Source organism: Octadecabacter sp. B2R22 (assembly GCF_018861045.1).
Lineage (GTDB): Bacteria > Pseudomonadota > Alphaproteobacteria > Rhodobacterales > Rhodobacteraceae > Octadecabacter.
Window position 1 is genome coordinate 398,881 of record NZ_JAHKQJ010000002.1, and the last position, 20,403, is coordinate 419,283.

General features: G+C 54.5%; 22 protein-coding genes. 4 read left to right on the forward strand and 18 right to left on the reverse strand.

What is annotated here, in order from left to right; genetic code table 11:
- Positions 1-78 precede the first annotated feature (78 nt).
- On the forward strand, positions 79-1,719 hold the full coding sequence (locus KO486_RS02080) for a hypothetical protein (protein WP_216035563.1): 1,641 nt from the start codon (positions 79-81) through the stop codon (positions 1,717-1,719).
- On the opposite strand, the gene KO486_RS02085 is transcribed toward KO486_RS02080, so the two are convergent.
- The 9 genes from KO486_RS02085 to KO486_RS02125 all read right to left on the reverse strand — a co-directional run bounded on the left by KO486_RS02085 (position 1,708) and on the right by KO486_RS02125 (position 10,748).
- Positions 1,708-2,208, reverse strand: a complete 501-nt coding sequence (locus tag KO486_RS02085) for a prepilin peptidase (RefSeq protein WP_216035564.1) — start codon at positions 2,206-2,208, stop codon at positions 1,708-1,710. The genes KO486_RS02080 and KO486_RS02085 overlap by 12 nt on opposite strands.
- Before the next feature lie 2 nt (positions 2,209-2,210).
- Positions 2,211-3,068, reverse strand: a complete 858-nt coding sequence (locus tag KO486_RS02090; RefSeq protein ID WP_216035565.1) for a hypothetical protein — start codon at positions 3,066-3,068, stop codon at positions 2,211-2,213.
- Positions 3,069-3,096: 28 nt separating this feature from the next.
- On the reverse strand, positions 3,097-3,657 hold the full coding sequence (locus KO486_RS02095; protein WP_216035566.1) for a tetratricopeptide repeat protein: 561 nt from the start codon (positions 3,655-3,657) through the stop codon (positions 3,097-3,099).
- An 8-nt stretch (positions 3,658-3,665) separates the two neighbouring features.
- Complete coding sequence (locus tag KO486_RS02100) at positions 3,666-4,643, reverse strand: type II secretion system F family protein (RefSeq protein ID WP_216035567.1); 978 nt, start codon at positions 4,641-4,643, stop codon at positions 3,666-3,668.
- A gap of 5 nt (positions 4,644-4,648) precedes the next feature.
- Positions 4,649-5,617, reverse strand: a complete 969-nt coding sequence (locus tag KO486_RS02105) for a type II secretion system F family protein (protein ID WP_216035568.1) — start codon at positions 5,615-5,617, stop codon at positions 4,649-4,651.
- Between the two features lie 12 nt (positions 5,618-5,629).
- On the reverse strand, positions 5,630-7,087 hold the full coding sequence (locus KO486_RS02110) for a CpaF family protein (RefSeq protein WP_216035569.1): 1,458 nt from the start codon (positions 7,085-7,087) through the stop codon (positions 5,630-5,632).
- Between the two features lie 12 nt (positions 7,088-7,099).
- Positions 7,100-8,368, reverse strand: a complete 1,269-nt coding sequence (locus KO486_RS02115; RefSeq protein WP_216035570.1) for an AAA family ATPase — start codon at positions 8,366-8,368, stop codon at positions 7,100-7,102.
- Positions 8,369-8,642: 274 nt separating this feature from the next.
- Complete coding sequence (locus KO486_RS02120) at positions 8,643-9,305, reverse strand: OmpA family protein (protein ID WP_216035571.1); 663 nt, start codon at positions 9,303-9,305, stop codon at positions 8,643-8,645.
- An 18-nt stretch (positions 9,306-9,323) separates the two neighbouring features.
- On the reverse strand, positions 9,324-10,748 hold the full coding sequence (locus KO486_RS02125) for a type II and III secretion system protein family protein (RefSeq protein ID WP_216035572.1): 1,425 nt from the start codon (positions 10,746-10,748) through the stop codon (positions 9,324-9,326).
- Here KO486_RS02125 and KO486_RS02130 point away from each other — a divergent pair.
- Positions 10,742-11,026, forward strand: a complete 285-nt coding sequence (locus KO486_RS02130) for a hypothetical protein (RefSeq protein ID WP_216035573.1) — start codon at positions 10,742-10,744, stop codon at positions 11,024-11,026. The genes KO486_RS02125 and KO486_RS02130 overlap by 7 nt on opposite strands.
- On the opposite strand, the gene cpaB is transcribed toward KO486_RS02130, so the two are convergent.
- The 4 genes from cpaB to KO486_RS02150 form a co-directional block, all read right to left on the reverse strand.
- Positions 11,023-11,880, reverse strand: coding sequence for a Flp pilus assembly protein CpaB (gene cpaB / locus KO486_RS02135; protein WP_216035574.1), 858 nt, complete (start codon positions 11,878-11,880; stop codon positions 11,023-11,025). The two genes, KO486_RS02130 and cpaB, sit on opposite strands and share 4 nt — an antisense overlap.
- 113 nt (positions 11,881-11,993) lie before the next feature.
- Positions 11,994-12,185 (reverse strand): hypothetical protein, encoded by a 192-nt coding sequence (locus KO486_RS02140; protein WP_216035575.1) that lies wholly within the window; start codon positions 12,183-12,185, stop codon positions 11,994-11,996.
- Between the two features lie 167 nt (positions 12,186-12,352).
- On the reverse strand, positions 12,353-12,541 hold the full coding sequence (locus KO486_RS02145) for a hypothetical protein (protein WP_216035576.1): 189 nt from the start codon (positions 12,539-12,541) through the stop codon (positions 12,353-12,355).
- 67 nt (positions 12,542-12,608) lie between these two features.
- A complete protein-coding gene (locus KO486_RS02150) occupies positions 12,609-12,809 on the reverse strand; it encodes a hypothetical protein (protein WP_216035577.1) in 201 nt (66 codons plus the stop codon).
- Between the two features lie 354 nt (positions 12,810-13,163).
- On the opposite strand from KO486_RS02150, the gene KO486_RS02155 reads away from it, so the two are divergent.
- A complete protein-coding gene (locus KO486_RS02155; RefSeq protein ID WP_216035578.1) occupies positions 13,164-14,039 on the forward strand; it encodes a lytic transglycosylase domain-containing protein in 876 nt (291 codons plus the stop codon).
- Between the two features lie 10 nt (positions 14,040-14,049).
- Positions 14,050-15,477 (forward strand): UbiA family prenyltransferase, encoded by a 1,428-nt coding sequence (locus tag KO486_RS02160; RefSeq protein ID WP_216035579.1) that lies wholly within the window; start codon positions 14,050-14,052, stop codon positions 15,475-15,477.
- Positions 15,478-15,791: 314 nt separating this feature from the next.
- On the opposite strand, the gene KO486_RS02165 is transcribed toward KO486_RS02160, so the two are convergent.
- The 5 genes from KO486_RS02165 to KO486_RS02185 form a co-directional block, all read right to left on the reverse strand.
- On the reverse strand, positions 15,792-16,529 hold the full coding sequence (locus KO486_RS02165; RefSeq protein ID WP_216035580.1) for an SDR family NAD(P)-dependent oxidoreductase: 738 nt from the start codon (positions 16,527-16,529) through the stop codon (positions 15,792-15,794).
- Between the two features lie 3 nt (positions 16,530-16,532).
- Positions 16,533-17,837 (reverse strand): FAD-binding oxidoreductase, encoded by a 1,305-nt coding sequence (locus KO486_RS02170; protein WP_216035581.1) that lies wholly within the window; start codon positions 17,835-17,837, stop codon positions 16,533-16,535.
- On the reverse strand, positions 17,834-18,841 hold the full coding sequence (locus KO486_RS02175) for a lysylphosphatidylglycerol synthase transmembrane domain-containing protein (RefSeq protein ID WP_216035582.1): 1,008 nt from the start codon (positions 18,839-18,841) through the stop codon (positions 17,834-17,836). The genes KO486_RS02170 and KO486_RS02175 overlap by 4 nt, the downstream gene beginning before the upstream one ends.
- A 187-nt stretch (positions 18,842-19,028) precedes the next feature.
- Complete coding sequence (locus tag KO486_RS02180) at positions 19,029-19,652, reverse strand: 3-oxoacid CoA-transferase subunit B (protein ID WP_216035649.1); 624 nt, start codon at positions 19,650-19,652, stop codon at positions 19,029-19,031.
- Positions 19,649-20,365, reverse strand: a complete 717-nt coding sequence (locus tag KO486_RS02185; protein WP_216035583.1) for a CoA transferase subunit A — start codon at positions 20,363-20,365, stop codon at positions 19,649-19,651. Before KO486_RS02185 ends, KO486_RS02180 begins: the two co-directional genes overlap by 4 nt.
- Between the last annotated feature and the right edge of the window lie 38 nt (positions 20,366-20,403).

Sequence of the window (20,403 nt, forward strand, 5' to 3'; positions counted from 1 at the left end):
CGCGCGGAAAGGTTTACACAAACGGGTTTGCCTGACTATTGTGTCGAAAAAAGGGACAAAACCGTTCCAGAGGCAGGCATGAACACTAAAAATCAGACGGTTTCGACCGTATTTCTTATCGTCGTATTCGTGCTTTTAGGGGGTGCGGCCGTTCTAAAGGGCGGTCTTTACGTTGGAAAACACGAAGGCGATACGCTGCATCTGATCCAGATTGTGCTGCGGATGGCCGATGGGCAGATCCCGCATTTGGATTTCATGACACCGATTGGCGTGTTGGCGTTCTGGCCGATTGCCATGCTGGTCAAAGCAGGTTTTGGCATTGGTATGGCGGTGATCTGGGCGCAGGTTCTTGCGGCGGTGGTCTTTTTGCCAATGGTCATCTGGATTGCAGGTGTGCGGATGCAGCCGTGGTTGGCGCGGCTGTTTGGCTTGATCGTCATGGTGATGTTGTTGGCCCTTGTTCACGGCGAGTCAGAGCACTCCATTTCGATTTCGATGCATTACAACAGATTGGCATGGGCCGCGGCCTTCTTGGCCATTGTCGCAGCTTTGATCCCACCAAACCGCGACAACCTATCAAGGGGTGCCGCCACATTGGATGGCATGATCATTGGTCTCTTGGTCTGCGTAATGGCGCTGATCAAGATGACCTACTTCGTCTCTTTCGCAATTCCTATTGTATTGGCATTGGTGCTGACAGGACAACGTCGTGCTTTGGGTGTTTCTGTCGTGACGGGCCTTGCGGTTGTTGCCTTGATTACAGCTTTCACGGGCGTCGATTTCTGGATGGGGTATGCGGGGGATCTGCTGGCGGTCGCTGGATCCGAGGTCCGCTCGGCACCAGGGCAACCTTTTTCCCTAGTGATGGGCGCGCCGGCCTATTTGGGTGGATCAATCGCCGCCGTCTTGGGGGTGGTTTTTCTTCGACAAGCCAAGGTCGCGACGGGTGGCTTAGTGCTTTTGTTGCTTTTGCCCGGTTTCTTCTACGTTACGTTTCAAAATTTCGGCAACGATCCGCAATGGTTGCTTTTGTTGGCTGTGCTATTGTTGGCGCTGCGCCCTCAAGCTGAGGACGTTGTGAATGGTTGGGGTTGGAACCTAAAGGATGCGATTGGCATCGTTGCAGCCATCGCGATGGCATTGGCGATACCGTCGTTCTTTAACCTCGCGTCTAGCCCGTTCCGGCATTTGAACGTTGAGACAGCGAAATACGCGCCAATCTTGCCGCGCAGCGGAATCCATACCGACTTGCAAGGGTATGATCTGCGCGTGAACAGGGTTGATGCGCGGGTGGCATTAGACGGTCAGATTGCTGGGCTTGCTCAATATCCAGAGCGCTCAATTGTTCCTGACTTCATGGGTGTTGAAATCCCAACATGTGCTGTTGAACTTGGCCTGCCAATTATGATGGACACGATCACGCGCGAGCTCGAATCCGAAGGGTTGGCGCAGGGCAAGTCGCTCTTTGCGGCCGATGTCTTCTCGAGCCACTGGGTGTTTGGTGAGCTGGAGCCGTTGGATCAAGGTGCGCCTTGGTACTATGGCGGCGCGCCCGGCTTGCACGATGCGGATTATGTATTGCTGCCACTGTGCCCTGTCGCGCAAGCCGTGCAAAAGATCATTTTGGACGAACTGACTGAAATGATCGAGGCAGGGGACATCACACTGACTGAACGGCGCCGCACCGAACTTTATATTCTGTACGATCTAGATCAGTAGCAGCAGCGGAAACGCCAGGTAGATAATCAGAACCGCACCCAACGGAAATCCAAGAGGGAACCGTTTCCCTTGGTGCCAGCTTTCCCAGTCTGGCACGAGGTTGCGGATCGCTGGTATGGCCTTGGCAACACGATGGATCAAAAATCCAGCGAAAATGCCCGCACCAAGTAGGATAAAGACAAATCCAACGTCATCTAAGTGCACAAAAGGCGCTGCAGATGCGAGAAATTTACTATCCCCTGCGCCCATGGCGCCAATCGCGTTCAACACCATTGCGATGATAAGAACGACGAAGAAGTGACTGTAACGCCACGCATATTCGGAAAACGGCATCACGAAAACACCGACGACGACGAACACGATTGCCAAGGCATCCGTGGACCATGTGGGGATCTTCATCGCCCGCAGGTCATTCCACGCCACATAGATGCACAGCGGCGCGACGAATATCAAAAACGCAATCGATTGCGTGACCGTAACCGAGACCACGTTTAGTTCGTCACGTTGTCTTCGAGCGCGCGCAAGGAACGTACTGCGGCTTCAAAGTGTTGCGGATGCGTGTCGATCGCTTCGCGCAGCAAACCGCGACCGATCGTCAGATCGTTCTGTTTGATTGCTGTGAGCGCAAGCGTATGGAGAAGTTGCGCACGTTCGATCTGGCTCATCGGAATGACCGGCAGGTCGTAATTGCGCTGCGCACCACGGGCCAGAACAAGGTTGTTCTTGGCGGTGAACAGATCGGCATCATTGCGCAAAGCGTCAGTGAACAACCGTTCAGCACCAGAATAATCGCCACGTGTCAGCTTTGAAAAGCCCCAGTTGTTCAAAACGCCAGCGGGTGATGTCGTCAGCCCAGCTGCGGTTTCATAGTAACTGTCGGCATTGTCCCACTCTTCGTTGCTGTCCGCGACCATCGCTTCGAGGCGGTAGCGCTTGAACGTTTCATGAGTAGGGGGGATGGAATCGAGCACAGTTTCGGCGGAATCCCAATCATTCGTGCGGATCAACGCGTCGGCGAGATCAATCTTGTCGTTGGTCAAGCTGTCTTCGTGATCTACAACAGCTTGCCACGCGGTCACGGCCTCAGAGGGGCGGCGGGCGCGAACAAGGGATTTTGCCAACCCGCGCATCAAGTCAATGCGACCCGGATCATTTGTGGAGGCCCGAAGGAAATAGTTCACGGCCTCGTTCGGGTCCGCAACGGTCAACATCACATCGTTGAGGTTGGTTTCATCGACGACATTAACGTCTTGCAGCGCGCGTTCGACCTGAGCATCGCCAGATTGATCGCATGCGGATAACGCAAACGAGCCCAGTAGGGCTGCGGAAAGAAGAATAGGGTGGCGCATGTTTTGCGTCCTTTTACTGCTCTGCCTCTTACAGTGTCGACAGGAGGACAAAGTCGCCCGTTCCCCGCCGCACCAATTGGAACGGTTCGTTCTCTTGCTCATCAGTATTAAACGGATTTTCCAATTTAGCGAGCGCCAAGCGTAGGTTGTCGCGTATTTCGTCCGAATTGCCGTTATCCGTGGCAAATGCGCGACGGAAAACCTGTGCCGCCTCGGAGGTTTTGCCCCGTTCCATCAAGATTACGCCCAAATTGTTCCATGCCGCCGCGAAAGCGGGGTCTTCTTCGACGGCGCGGCGAAGCAGTTCTTCGGCTTGCCCCAAGCGGCCCAGCTTCAGATTTGCAGAGCCAAGCGCCGATAACGTATCGACGTTTAACCCTTGTTGGCCGGCGGCCCGCGTGTAGGCACGCAGCGCGAGATTGTATTCTCCAGCAGCCATCAGGCGATGGCCAACCATTAACCCATCAATATCAGACGCACCCGCAACACCGGGTGCGAAGACACGGTCCCCGTCAGAAGGCGCAAAACCGTCCTGACCACAGGCGGTCAGGACGGCGAAAGCCGATATCATCATTCCTGATTTGAGCATCTTTGCCTTTAGAAGTTTGCCTGGTTCAACGTTACGTAAATATTATGAATAGATGGGCCGATGAGGATAATAAGAAGCGGCGGAACCGTCAACATCATCGTCGCGAGTGTCATTTTTGTCGGCAACGTGTTGGCTTTTTCTTCCGCCCGCATCACCCGTTTGTCCCGCATCTCGGCAGAAAACACGCGCAAGGCTTCGGCGATGGATGTACCGAACTGTTGGCTTTGGATCAAAACGGTCACGAAGGACGCGATGTCTGGCACGCCGCAGCGTTCGGACATGTCCCGCAGAACTTGGGTTTTGTCCTTACCGGCCTTCATTTCGTGGCTGACCATTTCATATTCGTCGGCCAGCGCAGGGAAGCCCGACTTCAGCTCTTGGCTGACGCGGATGATGGATTGGTCCAACGACTGACCCGCTTCAACACAGACAAGCATCATGTCCAAGCTGTCTGGAAAACCGTTAATCATCTCCTCTTGGCGCGCTTTTTGGCGTTTGCCGACCCACCATTTTGGCAGGTAATAGCCCGCCAGACCTGGAATGAAGATCGACAACAAAGTCGATTTGGTCGACGGATCACCCGTGGAGGATTTGTAAATCGCGTAGGCGACGCCCAACAAAAGCAAGCCGATACCCAGCGCAAACTGCGCAAAGTGATAGGTCTTCACGGCAGATTTGGTGCGGTAGCCCGCTTGAATCAGCTTAAGGCGGATCGCAGTGTATTCTTCGACGTCTTTAGGTTCCAGAAAGTCGGAATACTTGTCCAACTTGTCCGTCCCCTGAGACGCGCGCAGCGCTTCGGGGGACTTGCCCATATTGGCTGCACTCGTAGCCTTAAGCTTATCGAGTGGATCATCCTGCTTTTGCAGCATCGATGGCAATACCAGCAGGATCAGCAGAACACCCAGCATACCGATCGCCATGAGCGGCCCGAATGGGCCAAGCATATCGATGAGTTTCGCGTTGATTGTATCTAGAAAGCCCATATCGGTTATACCTTAATATTAACGAGGCGACGCATGACGATCACGTTGGTGACCAAGAAACCGGCCACAACCAGACATGCTGGAATGAAGGCAGATGTTTCTTTCACTTCGTCGTAGTAGTTCGGTTGGATCAGGTTGATCCCAACAAGAGCCCCCAACGGGAACACTGACAGGAACATGCCGGACCATTTTGCCTCAGCGGTGATCGCTTTAACGCGGCGGAACAGTTTGAACCGTGCGCGGATAACCTGCGCCAAGCCGTGCAAAATCTCAGCCAAGTTACCACCAGCTGTTTGCTGAATAGTCACCGCAACAGCAAGGAAGCGCATATCTTGCATTTCCATGCGTTCGGCCATCAGTTTGAGGGTTTCACCCATGTCGCGGCCGTATGCGGCCTCATCCGAAATCACACCCATTTCAGTGCCAAGTGGGTCAGGCACTTCTTTGGCCACAATCGCGATAGCAGAGCTAAACGGGTGGCCAACGCGCAAACTACGAACCATCAGTTCAACCGCATCTGGCAGCTGTTCTTCGATCATCGCGATACGCTTTTTGGCTTTGCCGTTGACCCAAAAGTAGATGCCGCCAACGCCCATCAGCACAGAGATCGCGGCGCGGATGGGCAAGGATGTGGCTGTGCCAACCGTAAGGCCCATAAACGCAACGCCCGTCATAATAACCATCATCATGATAAGTTGTGCCGGGGAGAATGCGATATTGGCCTTTTGAGCCTTGTTCGCCAAAAGCGAGTACAACGGGATCTTTTGTGAATCCATGTGCTGGCTCATCTCCTTGCGGAGTTTGTCCAGCACCTCTTCGCGGTTGCCACCTTTTTCAAGCAGATCCAGGCGACGGTTCACTTTGTTGTTGAAATTGATGCTCTTGCCGAATGCGACAAGGTAGACACCGTTCACCAACACAATACAGGCCACAAAGATCAGGGCATAGATGATGGGTTCAGCTGAAATGGTCATGTTTCTAAAACCTTATTGCGCTGCGACGGGTTCAAAGATGGCGGCTGGCAAATCGTAGCCCCAAAGCTTGAAGCGCTCAGAGAAGTGGGACCGCACGCCAGTGGCCGTAAAGTGGCCGATGATCTTGTTGTCAGGTGTCAGGCCAACGCGCTGATACTTGAAGACTTCCTGCATCGAGATAACGTCGCCTTCCATACCGGTGATTTCGGTGATGGATGTCATGCGACGCGACCCATCCTGCAAACGCGAGGCTTGCACGATCAGGTTCACCGCAGATGAAATCTGGGACCGAACAGCCTTAAGTGGCATTTCGATGCCGGCCATCGCGATCATGTTTTCAAGTCGCGACACACCATCACGCGCAGAGTTGGCGTGAATTGTTGTCATGGATCCGTCGTGGCCAGTGTTCATGGCTTGAAGCATATCGATAACTTCTTCGCCGCGGGTTTCACCCACGATGATACGGTCAGGACGCATACGTAGGGCGTTTTTCAAACAGTCGCGCGGGGACACTTCGCCTTTGCCTTCAACGTTTGGTGGGCGGCTTTCCATCCGGCCAACGTGCGTTTGTTGCAGCTGAAGTTCCGCAGTATCCTCGATCGTCAGGATGCGTTCATCGTTGTCGATGAAGGATGACAAGGCGTTCAGGGTTGTCGTTTTACCAGAACCCGTACCACCAGACACGATGATGTTCAGGCGCGTGGACACAGCGGCCTGCAAATACGCGGCCATTTCCTCTGTGAAGGCCCCAAATTTCACGAGATCATCAATCCCGAGCTTGTCCTTCTTAAACTTACGAATGGAAACCAGCGACCCATCAACAGCAACAGGGGGAACCATGGCGTTGAAACGTGAACCATCAGCAAGGCGCGCATCGACGTAAGGGTTGGATTCATCGACACGACGACCAACGGCCGAAACGATTTTATCGATGATCCGCAACAGGTGCTTTTCATCTTTGAACGTGATGTCCGTCAGTTGAAGTTTACCTTCGCGTTCCACGAAAATCTGCTGTGGACCGTTCACGAGGATATCGTTCACGCTTTCGTCTTGAAGCAGCGTTTCCAGTGGGCCGAGGCCCTTAACTTCAAAGAACAATTCTTTGTTCAGTTGCTGGCGTTCCTCGCGGTTCAACACCACGCCCATTTCTTCCAAGCTTTCCTGGGCGATGGCTTGAATTTCAGCTTTCAGGTCTTGTTCTGTAGCGTTTTCCAAGGCCGCGAGGTTCAGGTTGTCGAGCAGCGATTTGTGAAGCTCCAGCTTGATGTCGCCCAAACGCTCTTTGCGTTTCTTTTCCTTGTCTCCAGCAGTTGCAACCGCCTTTACGGGCGCTTGCTTCATCACCGTTGCACGCGCAGCAGCTGGGTCAGAAGCCGTTGCCGGAATCTTCGTCACGTTGCTAGCAGCGTCTGGCGCAGCAGCAGTGGCTTTGGCCACCAAAGGATCGGTTTTTTTATACTTGGAAAACATGGTGTTCCACCTTTATGCGGTTGCGGCTTCGTCGGCTGAGTTTACAGCGTGTACCGACTGGGCGAGCTTTGCGATTTCTTTGCGTAACGGGTTCTTGGCAATGCCTTCGGCCATTGGGACACCGTGATCAGCGTTCTGCGGCACGACTTTACCGCCGTCTGGAAGCTGAACTTCGATCGAAATACCAAGGCTTTCGGCCAGGCGTTTGATGCGGCTCTTGCCATTCAAGTCAGTGAACTTTGGTGCACGGTTCAAAACAAACCGCAGCTTTTCGAATGGAAGCTGTTCAGACTGCAACGCGCGTTTGATCCGCAACGTGTTCTGGGCAGAACGCATGTCCAATTCCAGCGTCGCGAAATAGACGTGAGCCGCTTGCAGTACGGTTTCGCTCCATTCAACCATAGTCTTTGGCATGTCGATGATGACGTAGTCAAAGTTCGTGCGCGCCATTTCGACAAGACGATGAACATCTTCTGGGGTAATCAAATCCAAAGGGATCAGATCGGTTGGGGCTGTTAAAACCTGTAATTTGTGATCGTATGACAGCAAAGAATGCATGAAGGATTCACTGTCCATGCTTTCTGTGTCTTGAAGCATTTCGAACACTGCTTCACGACGGGGCAGGTCAAGATACGTAGATGCTGACCCGAACTGGAAATCCAGATCAAGCAGGCAAACACGTGGGCCTTTTTCCGGCTCGACGCCTTTGATCTTCGGCGGCTGAATGTTCGCGAGTTCCCAAGCGAGGTTTACAGCCAGCGTCGTAGCTCCGGTGCCGCCAGCCATACCCTGAACAGGAATGACGACGCCGTTGTGCGTGCCGGACGCTTTCAGAGTGTTCTGAATTTCAGGCGCAACATAGGCTGGCTCTGGTGGGGTCAGGACGCGTTCAATTGCTTGTGCCAGTTCACCTTCTGGAAGAGGGTAGGGCACAAACTCGTCGCCGCCATCTCGCAACAAGCCATGCAATGATGCTGGTGAAACATCTTCGGCAATCAGCAAGACTTTGATGTCTTTGGATTTTGCAGCGCGAATGATTTCCGAGATGACAGTTAGATCACCTTCATCTTCTTCATCAAGTGCGATCGCAAGGAATTCGAGGTCTGCCGCGTCGGGCTGTTCAAGGAACGGCAATGCGTCCTCAAACCCCAGGTCACCCCAGCTTTCGCCAAGGCAGGCTTCCATGTCTTCAATCAAGAGATCGAAGTTTTGCACGTCCCGGCTGACGGTACATGCGGTGATTGGCTGTGGTTCAGGCTGTAACATATTTGAACTACTCATTGCCTTGTGATCCTCTAACTCAACGGTGTGGAACGGTTTCTCCGTCCACCAAAATGACGGCCCCTCGTGCAACAAGTCGCAATTGGGGCTCTGTTAGATGTGTTTCTGATCCCAGAAGGCGGCAAGATTGGGGCCACAAAGGCCCATTTGTGCGGTTTCTGGCGACGGTGGGCCGAAAAGAGCAGCGTTGTTTCCGAAATTTAGATGTTTCGGATGTGAAAAGGGGCCCCGAAAGGCCCCTGATTGTCGCTTGAAGTGTGAGTGTCGGTTTAAGCTACTCCCCGAGCGACTCGATACCTTCACCGGAGAGGCGTTGTGGCGCTGTCGCACTTTCCACGTATTCGCGGAAGATGACTTCGGCGTAGCGGCCGTCCAATGGTGTGGCGTTGTTTGCAGCCACCCAACCGGACACTTCTGTAACTGTGCGGCGATTGCGGCGTTCTTCACCCTGAGTAACCACCAAAGGCTGAGTTTCACCGAAAGAAACGACGGCTTCTAGACGATCCCGGCTGATCCCTTGGCTTGTCAGGTAAAGAACAGCGGCTTCCGCACGGCGCAGGCCGAGACGACGGTTATAAGACGTCGACCCTACGAGGTCCGTGTGACCGTAGACTTTGAACCGGATTTCCGGGAATTGCCGGATCCAGGATGCCTGTTGCTGCAGCGTGCTGCGAGCGGCGGCATCCAGCACCGTTGAATTGAAAGCGAAGTTAACAGACGTGTTCACTTCGCTTGAGAAACGACGGTTCAAGTTCAGCATCATGGCGCTGCCATCCGTCTGAACCTGATTGTTGTTCATGGTTGCGTTGCCGAAATAGCCACTGTCGATCTCTGAACCCGCTTCACGAGTGTTGAAATCACGCCATTGGGTGGCGGTGCCGCCTGTGCAGCCCGTGAGGGCAAGCACTGTTGCGGTAAGAACTGCTGTCGTTTTCATTGCCCCAAATCCCATTTCTTAGTCCAACACGTAGCCATAAGAGCCGCTGAAGTCCTGACGTGCAACCTCTCCTGCGCCACCTTGTTGTGGTGCATTGTCTGCTGCAACACGGCCAAACAAGAACAAGTCACGTTCGGTCGGTGGGCGGACACGGTCCGTTGGAAGGGCCAAAGCCTCACCACGGGTCGGTGTTACAAGATGCGGCGTCACGATGATGACGAGTTCTGTTTGCTGGCGAGCATATTCCGCAGAGCGGAACAATGCGCCAAGAACCGGAATGTCGCCTGCCCATGGCACTTGGCCGGAAAGGTCAACGAAATCATCAGACAAGAGACCTGCAATCGCAAAGCTTTCGCCGTCGCGCATTTCAACAGTTGTTGATGTCCGACGTGTCTTGAAAGCATCAACGCTAAAGCCGTTCGATGTAAACCCGTTCGATGGATCTAGTGACGAAACAGACGCTTCGAGTTCTAGATTGATAATGTCACCGTCAATAACGCGTGGAATAAAGTTCAGCTCGATGCCGAAAGGCTTATATTCAACGGTAATTGTATCAGCGTCTTGTGAAACAGGGACAGGATACTCGCCACCCGCCAAGAAGCTGGCTTCTTGACCGGATAGGGCGGTCAGGTTTGGTTCAGCCAATGTGCGAACAACGCCGCGGCTTTCCAATGCTTCAAGCAAAATGCCGACTTCTACGCCACCGGCGTTGAACCCGAACAAGAATGCACCTGAATTGTCGCTGCTAGAAGGCGTGCTGCCGGACAAGGTTGTGGTTTGTGCCCCGGACGTAACTGCCGAGCCCGTTCCGAGCGCTAGGCCAAGATCACCGCCCAATGTGTCGCCACCCAAAGCCAGCGAAGAGCTGAGGGACTTGGAAACCGAACGCTGCATCTCTGCAAAGCGAACGCGCAACATCACTTGTTGGGTGCCGCCGACCGTCATCAGGTTAGAAACCCGTTCAGGAGCATAGCGATCTGCCAATTCCAGCGCGCGATCTAGTCGTGCGATGGATGAAACTGTGCCGGAAAGGACGATACCGTCATTTGCGGTGCGTACTTCGATGTTTTCACCTGGAAGAATTTGTTCCAGACGTTCTTTGAATTCCGCAATGTCGGGAGTCACATGGACTTCGACGTTGGTAATAAGACGTCCGTCGCCACCCAGAAGGGTCAGCGTTGTGCGCCCCGGAACCTTACCCAGCACATAGATTGTGCGATCCGAAAGCGAAGAGATGTCCGCGATCGAAGGGTTTGCGATGGAAAGTTCCGTAAAGGGGACATCGCTTTCAACGACGACGGCCCTGTTCATTGGAACATTCAGCGCGCTCGAAGGAGCGCCCCGCATAACCTGCAAAGTTTCCGAAGAAACCATGGAAGGGATACTGCTAACTGCAAAGGCGAGACCAGTTACGGCTGCCTTCAATAATCTATCATATGTCATATGTGACTGCCTCTAATGCCACGCCCGATGCAGGCTTTTGCCCGTCATTGAAAGGAACCTGCGCTAAAAATGCATTTTTTGCAAGAATCAATGCACTGGAACGAGAAGTTTATGTGGATAAGTTGCAACAATCGGAAAAACCAAAGGTCCAAAACATAGAGAAAGACGCCCACGGCAGGGCCGAGGCGTCTTTGGTAGAGAAGGTTGCATTTGTGCAATTTGACATCCCTGCGAGCGGGTATTGTCCGATTTGCCCAAAAGGTCAGCCTTTATCTTAGTCTGTGCATGGGATCGGGATTTCGACCACCTCCGCACCACGACGTGTGCGGATCGTGCAGATCTCTTCAGCTTGAAGTTCTGGCTCAGGTTCGCGAGCGATCAGACCCAACAGGCTGGCTTGGTCGACTTCGATTGCACCGGCGACGGTGTCGTCTTCACGACCGACCAAAGATAGGGACAGATTACCTGTCGCTTGGGCTTGGGCCAGTGCGGCCACTTGGTCTGGCGTGACTTGAACCGTAACCGTCCGAGCGATGGTCGCACCTGTGCGCCCGCTTTCGGCAGTTTGGTCAATCGCGACCAGCGGGATGTTGGCTTGGATCAACTTGGTCACTTCGCCACCGCGTCCGCCATCAATGTTGTCGACACGGCCGGTCCAGTAAACATCAACGCGGTCACCAGGGGAAAGGAAGCCAGACACACCAGAGGACACATCAACCTCAATCGCAAAGGCACGCATACCTCGAGCGAGAAGGGCGGTAATTCCGGCCACTTCGCCCGGTTCTGTTACTTTAACAGCCAAAATCGGTTCGTTGGCTTCAAGTTGGCGAGTCACGACACGCATCTCATCAGGGCCATCGGGGAACAGGTCTTCTAAAGTGTGGAATACACCTTCCGGAAGGAAGGGTTCAGCGTATTTGATGATGATGACGTCTTCAGGGGCGATTTGTTCGCCGTGCTCAATGACACGGTTAACCCCATAAATATCGACAGTATTAACGGCCAATTGGTTTGCCGCACGTTGTTGTGCAAGGGCAGCGTTTTGCTGCTCAAAATATCCCTGCACCATATAGATCGCAAAGCCTGCAAGGCCCATGCCAACTATAAGGACAAGTCCGAAAACTGCTCGCATTTTCTTTCCCTTCCGGATTTGGCTGGCGTTAGCCAACCTTTGTTATTGATGCCGCGTCGGCGAGGGCCTGTCAGTTGTGAGAGTCTTTTTGTTAAGACCCAAGCGGGCGCGGGTTAAGAATTGAAGTCGATTGTAGAAACGGCACTCATTGTCCCAGCGAGACCAGTTGCTTGGTCTGTTGCGCCGCGACCGACAGTCGTAATTACAGCGATGCCCAGGCCGACGATCGCGGCTGTCAGAACAACCCAATCTACGGTGACTGCGCCTTCTTCCTCTTTGCGGAAGGTTTTGATGAAATTGAACATTGCGGGCTCCTCAGCTCGGTAAATACTTGGTCCATCTTTGGCGGTTGAATGTGGCAGAAAAACGAGCACACAGTGTTCGTTTCTAGAAAGCGCAGCCGGGGCGGGGCGCAAACGACGACGGGCCACATCCAAAGATGCAGCCCGTCGTTCAAATCTTGAAATCTGACTTAGTTGTAGTTCGCGATGGTCTGCGCTGAAAGCTGGGCGCTAAGCTTGCGGCTCAGCTCCATGGTGCCTTCACCAACAACGGTCAAAACCGCAATTCCGAGGCCAACGATACATGCTGTCAAAACAACCCAGTCAACTGTAACTGCGCCGTCTTCATCAGCACGAAAGGTTTTGAAATAGTTAAACATAGTTGTCTCCAGTAATATGTCGGCGAACGTGTTGGGTCCCAGCCAGGAAGGCTGAGACCCGATTAGCTTAAAGAGCAGAGAAGTCTGGAACCAGATCGTTCACTGTAGCCAAGTCGCCGGACAGTGTGTCGGAAGCAGACATAGTACCGCCACCAACAGATGTCAGAACTGCGATGCCGAGGCCAACGATTGCGGCTGTCAGAACAACCCAGTCAACAGTTACGGCGCCGTCTTCGTCGTTGCGGAAGTTTTTGATAAAGTTAAGCATTGTATTCCCTCCTCAGGGTTTTCTCAGTTTCATTATCTTAGGCGGTTCGCTCAGTGCATCGGCCTCTTGTTGATGCGCTTGCCGTCTTGGATGAGGAGTTTTTGCCATTCGAATGGGGCAGGAATTAGACAGCAATCGTGCAATTTTGCATCCCATTAACTTTTGCACGAAAATATCCTTAACGCGTTGTTTTCAAAGAATAAAAAAGTACATAAAGTTTCAAGCATGTCATTTTGTGTTTCATAAACGTGGCCAGTTTGCCCAGTTGTTATTGGATTGTTCACGAATAAGTGGATTAGCGCCGCGATTATCTGCTACATTAACCTTAACAAGAGGCAGGCGGAGACCGCACAAATGCGGCGTAGCAAGAAAATAGTAACATTGTTCGCGCAATGTTGGGCACTGGCGCTGGCCATTGGCTCTGCATCTATAAGTGCGGCCGAGAATCATCTTTTCCAAAGTGACTTTACATTCAGGCGCGTTGGCGTCCCGCAAGCTGGGGCTACAAACCGTATAACCGTACAAGTCGCACCGGCCGCGCCGTCTGGGCCATCGGCGCCATCCGCCGCAGGTTCGGCCGGCTCTACGCCCCGCGCACCCAGTGCTCCGGCGATCGCAGGTCTGGCCCCCGCGCCAAACGGTGTCGAATGGTATTGGGAGGCAATTTCGCCGTCTTTGGATGATGCCCACAGCTTCAGCCTTGAAAAAGCCGTCGCCGCATTGCGCAGCGCCCCAGAGGGACAAGCCGTTCCGGCACCTCGCCTGCAGGGCATGACTGAACTGGCCGACCGTTTCGGCGTTGAGATACTAACAGCGTCAATTGGCACAAACGTATCACCGGCCTTGGTGCTTGCTGTGATTTCTGTCGAAAGCGCTGGGCGTGCTGACGCAGTTAGTTCAGCTGGCGCACAGGGGCTTATGCAGTTGATGCCGCCTACAGCGGATCGGTTTGGCGTGACGGATGCATTGAACGCTCAAGACAATATTAAGGGCGGCACTGCATATCTGGATTGGTTACTGAACGAGTTTGACAACGGCGTTATCTTCGCTCTGGCGGGGTATAATGCGGGAGAAGGCGCTGTTCGCAATAATAATGGCATCCCGCCCTATGCCGAAACGCGCGCCTATGTGCCTAAAGTCCTTGCAGCATGGGAAGTGGCGCGCGGTCTATGTATTACACCACCGGAATTGGTGACTGACGGCTGCGTTTTTGCCGTCAACGGGGGATAATGTGCCTGACATGAATAACGGCAAGCCTCTCGTGCTGGACGCAGACGGAACGCTTTTGAGAACGGACATGTTGCTGGAAGGGATCTGGAAAGGCTTCGGAACCGATCCTGTCGCAACGCTAAAAGCCTTCTCTTTGGTTGGGGATCGCGCGGCCTTCAAAGCCGAAGTCGCACGCATTGCGCCGTTGCGGGTCGACCTTTTGCCCGTCCACGAAGATATCGCAACAATGGCGCTTGTCGCGCGGGATCAAGGGCGCGAAGTGGCAATTGCCAGTGCCTCTGATGTCTCGGTGGTGCAGCCCTTGGCCGATTACTACGGGATTGAACGGGTCTTTGCGTCTGAGAACGGCGTGAACCTAAAGGGGCAGGCGAAAGCGGATGCACTGGTCGCTGCCTACGGCGAAGCGGGCTTCGATTATGCGGGCAACGATAAGGTGGATCGTCTTGTTTGGGACCACGCGGATCACGCGATTGTCGTCGGAAATGCCGGTGGAGGAGCTGAGGGCCTAGAGAGTGTTACCGCGGTCAGAGGCGGTTGGTCCCCCCGCGCAGTGCTAAAATCCATGCGCCCGCACCAATGGGTGAAGAACGTCCTGTTGTTCTTGCCGATGATTGCAGCGCATGCCTTTTATCTGGATACGTTTTTGGCCGTTTGCCTCGGTATTGTGAGCTTCTCAGCTGCAGCGTCCTGTATCTATATTGTGAACGACTTGCTGGATATCGAAGCGGATCGTCTGCACGTTAAGAAGTGTAAACGCCCCTTTGCTGCCGGAACGGTGCCCATCCCGATCGGAATGCTGACCTGCGCTGGACTCGGCGTTTTGGCATTGGGTGTTGCGTTGATGCTGTCGGGCCAAATGCTCGGCGTGGTGGCTTTCTATATGGCACTTTCTCTCGCCTATTCACTGCGCCTAAAACGCCTACGCTGGATCGATATCGCGACACTGGCCGCGCTCTACACGTTGCGGGTCGTCGCAGGCGCTGCAGCTAGCGGGGTGGACGCATCGGTTTATATGCTGGTCTTTGTCTTTCCAGTGTTTGTCGCGCTGGGCTGCGTCAAACGCATGACAGAGTTGGCTTTGGCAAAAGATGATCAGCGTCTTCCAGGCCGTGGTTACGCACGCGGCGATATGGGAGACTTGTTGAATATGTCGGCGCTGGGCATGGTGGGCGCTCTGGTGATTTTCTTTCTGTATTCCTACTCGGATCAGGCCTTGTCGCTCTACCCGGATCAGTGGCTGATGTGGCTAGCACTGTTGCCGATCGCGGGATGGCTCTATCGTATGGTTCGCCTGGGCTATATGGGGAAAATGGACTATGATCCGATCGTCTTCGCGATGACGGATATGCGTGGCATCGGCTATCTTTTGATCACCCTTTCACTTCTGTTTTACGCGGCTGGTTTGTGGAGTGAATGGTTTTCTCGCTTGTTTGGATAACCGCGCCTGCGGCGAGCGGGGAGGGGACCAGCCCCCGTCCTTCGGACTCCCCCGAGGTATTTTCGAAACAAAGGCAAATGAATGAGCCCGACGCAAACATTCGATTTGCGCCGGGCTTTGAAACAAGCATGCTTGCCTCCGTTTACGGCCATCGGCGCCTCCGCCTGTTCCGCTTTCCAAGACTGACGCACCTTGGTTAATAACTGGTTGCGCCCGTCCTGCCTTTGTTTCAAAAGTACCTTGGGGGGAGTCGAGCTTGCTCGACGGGGGGCTAGCCCCCCTTTCCCGCCCGCCGCAGGTGCAAAACGTCCGGCTTAGATCGACATTTTCTTGAAGATCGGCTCTGGGATCAGTTTAATTACGGTCATAACGGGCCACCAGATCCACTTGGTATAGAGTGTATTTCGCTTCTTGCTCAGGGCCTTGTGGATGTCGGCAACAACGGCGTCAGCTGTCGTCATGAAAGGCTGATCGCCAAGCCCTTGGGTCATAACCGTGTCAACTGGACCCGGCTTGACTGTAAGAACGTGGACCCCGCTGCGCCCTAATTGGTTGCGCAGCCCGCTGAGATAGGTCGCAAAGCCCGCTTTAGCCGCCCCGTAGACATAATTCCCGACACGCCCGCGATCACCGGCAACCGAGCCAACGCCGACGATCGAGCCGCTTCCCTGTTCGCTCATGAGGGGTGCAAGCATCTGTAAGAAGCGTGCGGGCCCCGTGAAACTGTCAGCAATTGTACCATCCACGAGGGCAGGGTCGTCGTTGATGTCATCTTGGCTTGGCATCGATCCGACGAACACGGCGCAATTGATCGTGCCGCCTGTGCGAACAGCCGCATCAAGGATCGGCTGAAAGGTCTCAGGGTCTCTTGCGTCAAAGGCGACGGGGGTAGCGCCAACTGCACCGCGCGCGGAGGCGTCAGCAGCGCTGGCCTCAAGGTCGTCCATGCGGCGACCGGCAAGGATCACATGTGCGCCAGCTTCGGCGACAGAACGGGTGAATGCTTTGGCGATGGTAGAGCTTGCGCCAAGGATAATCCAAGTATCGGTCATAGTTTACGTCCTTAAGTCTAAACGGCGTGTCATGTCGGTTTGTAGGTGTTTGTGCGGGTCGGCTTTGGCCGTTACTGCCGCCCATTTGGGGTGGTCGGCATACATCGATTTGATCGCTACGCCCGTGCTAAGCGCATCTTTGGCAAGGTAGATGCGGCCATTGGCCTTCAATGCGAGGGTTTCGAGCTTGGCAATCAGGTCTCGTGCAGCGGGGCGGTTCGGGAAATCAATTGCCAGCGTGTAGCCTTCCATCGGGAAGGACATGTAGCCTGCGCTTTCGCCATTCAGCCCTGCGCCCATGCGTTTGAGCACTGCGAGAGGGGAGGCGAGGCCAGAGCCCGCGACCATTTCCATCATTTGACGGAGCACGCCGTACTGATCCAACGGTACAACACACTGGAACTGATGAAACCCGCGTTTGCCATAAAGCTTGTTCCAATTGTGGATTTTATCAAGCGGGAAGAAGAAGTCGTTGATTGGGCGCACAACCGTCCGGCCTGATTTTGGCACGCGGCGGTAATAGAGCGCATTGAAGGCCCGCACGATGGGGCTGCTGAGGGCCAGATGTGGGGCGTTGAACGGGATCTTCTTTGATCTACGCGCTTTGGGTTTTAGCCCGCGACAGATTTCACCTTCTTCAACGATACCACGTCCGAGCCTATCCCCCGTCGCGGTCGCGTCTATCCAACCGACAGTATAGGGCGCATCAGACCCATCCAGCAGGGCGATATGGTGGTCCCAATCTGTGGCGCGTTGTTCGCTGACCAACATCATGTCCCCACGAGCCTGAGACAGCTGCAACGTTGCCTGAACGATAATGCCTGTTTGGCCAAGACCGCCACAGGTGGCTTTCCAAATGCCGCCGGATTTCGGCGTGATCGTTCTGGTCTTTTCGCCTTGGATCAACGTGATCGAGGTCACATGCTGGCAAAAGCTGCCAACATGGTGGTGGTTCTTGCCGTGAACATCCATGGAAATCGCACCGCCAACAGTGGCAAACCCGGTCCCCGGAAGCACAGTGGGCAGCCACCCTTGGGGCGCAAGCACGCGGGTAAGTTCGCCCAATGTTATTCCAGCTTCGACAGTCAAAAGGCCTGCGCTGCGATCAAATGCGATGATCCGATCAAGCTGCGTTAACTCTTGTACTGTACCGCCGGTATTCAAGGCGGCGTCGCCATAGCTGCGGCGATTGCCGATTGCGGGGGCGTTGATGTCTATTTCTGATTGAGTGTTTGGCCGCACAAGGCGACCATTCGCGCGCAAGGCGCGGCCCCAGCCGGCGTATTCAGTTGTCTTTTGATCGGTCATTCGGTTTCGGCCTTTGCAGACAGACGCTCGGCGATTGGAAAGACCGCCAGCCCAATCAGGATGGCGAACCACAGTGTTGTCAGGCGAATGACCGCCGTTGCGGGGATGGAAGTTTCCAGTGGCACGCCTTCGAGGGACAACAGGGCGACCATAGCCGCCTCAGCCCCGCCGACGCCGCCCGGTGCACCCGTTAGGCCCCCAGCGAGGGTCGAAAACGTGAAAATGGCGATGGCTTTGGCGAGGCCAATATCAGCCCCCATCCACATCAGTAGGATGTGAAACGCGTAACCTTCCGCGATCCAACCGATCAACCCAAGCGTAAGGGCTGTGGCCATAATCGGGCCGCTGGAGAACACGTTAAGGGACCTTGCGGCCATACGAACGCGGGCCAATAGACGGGGGAACCGCCCAATGGTGCGGTAAAGATAGGTGACACAACCCGCCAGCAATTTTGGGCGGGTTGCAACAAAGGCGGCGATCAAGGCGAGGGCTGCCACAGGCAAGGCCATCGCGATGCCGCCTGCCGACAGGGCGATGCAGCCTGCAAGGATCAAACCCATCGCGGCAAGGTCGGAGGCGCGATCCATCAACACCAGTGGGGCTGTGCGCTCAACGGCCCAACCGGTTTCACGGCGCAGCCAACGCATTCGGATGAGTTCGCCGACCCGACCAGGAGTCACGGACATCGCAAATCCCCCAAGGAAGTGACGTAAGTCCTGTATCAGCGTCGTCGGGAGGCCAAGGCGATTGGAAAATAAATGCCATCTCGCGCCACGAAATAGATAGTTCACAAGGCTGAGCGCGAGGAGAATCGAGATTTGGCCAAGGGTCAATTGCATCAACTGGTGCTTGGTCTCTTCCCAACCCGTTGCAGCGGCGAGCCCAGCCAAGCCAGCAATCACAAAGGCAAACAGGGCGGCCAATAGTGCGATGTCACGCCAGCGGCGCCCCGGACCCTTACGGGCGGGCGCAGATGTCACCTGAGATGTGTTTGAACTGCTCATGCTCATCCTTTCGCGATTAGCGACAGAATAGGGCGAGACTATGACTTTGTGCACGAAACGGAAACGGTTTTGCGTGGTTTTACGGTTCCTGCGCGTTTCGCAGAAGCGATCAAAGGAAAACGCCGGGCACATCAACGATGCGTCCGGCGTGAATTATTAAGTCTCAATCGGGGGTGAGCGAGGCGCCTTAGACGATTGTTGCCTCTGTTGCGGCGCGCAGATCGTCTTCGCTGACGCCATCGGCGCATTCAACGATCTTCAACCCACCTTCAACGACATCCAAAACGCCAAGGTTGGTGATGATCCGATCAACAACGCCCTTACCCGTCAGCGGCAAAGTGCATTCTTTCAGCAGCTTGCTGTCGCCATGTTTGTTGGTGTGATCCATCACGACGATCACGCGGCCAACACCAGCCACCAGATCCATCGCGCCGCCCATGCCCTTCACGAGCTTGCCTGGAATCATCCAGTTGGCGAGGTCGCCTTTTTCATCGACTTCCATCGCGCCAAGGATCGCGGCTGCGATTTTGCCACCACGGATCATGCCGAAGGACTGTGCTGAGTCGAAATAGGCGGTACGATCCATTTCGGTAATGGTCTGTTTGCCCGCATTGATGAGGTCAGGGTCTTCCTCGCCCTCAAACGGGAAGGGGCCCATGCCAAGCATGCCGTTTTCGGACTGAAGCGTAATGTCTTTGTCGCCCACGTAATTCGCCACCAGCGTCGGGATGCCGATGCCTAGGTTTACATACCAGCCGTCTTCGAGTTCTTGCGCGGCACGTGCCGCCATTTGGTTACGATCCCACATTATGTTTTCTCCCGAACGGTGCGCTGTTCGATGCGCTTTTCGTGATCGCCCTGAATAATCCGGTGCACGTAGATGCCGGGCAGGTGGATGCTGTCGGGGTCAAGTGAACCCGTCGGAACGATTTCTTCAACCTCAACGACGCAGGTCTTGCCACACATGGCCGCCGGTGGGTTAAAGTTGCGGGCCGTTTTACGGAACACAAGGTTGCCAGTTTCGTCCGCTTTCCATGCCTTCACAATGGCGAGGTCGGCAAAGATACCGTTCTCCATGATGTAAGTTTCCATGGCGCCATCAGGGCCGGTCGGGAAATCTTTGTGTTCTTTGCCATCCGCGATCACAGTGCCAACACCGGTTTTTGTATAAAAACCAGGGATGCCACAACCGCCAGAGCGCATACGTTCAGCCAAAGTGCCTTGTGGGTTGAATTCCAATTCCAGCTCTCCGGACAAATACTGACGCATGAATTCTGCGTTTTCGCCAACGTATGAGCTGATCATCTTTTTGACCTGTCGGGTCTGCAGCAAAATGCCGATCCCGAAGTCATCAACGCCCGCGTTGTTGGACGCGAATGTCAGATCCTTGGTGCCAGCGTCTTTGATCGCGTCCAGCAGCAATTCGGGAATGCCGCAGAGGCCAAAGCCCCCAGCCGCGATGAACATGCCGTCATGTAGCAACCCATCAAGGGCTGCGGCGGCGTTTGGATAGATTTTCTTCATGAAACCCCCGTTAAAGTTGCCCTATTGATAAGGGGCTA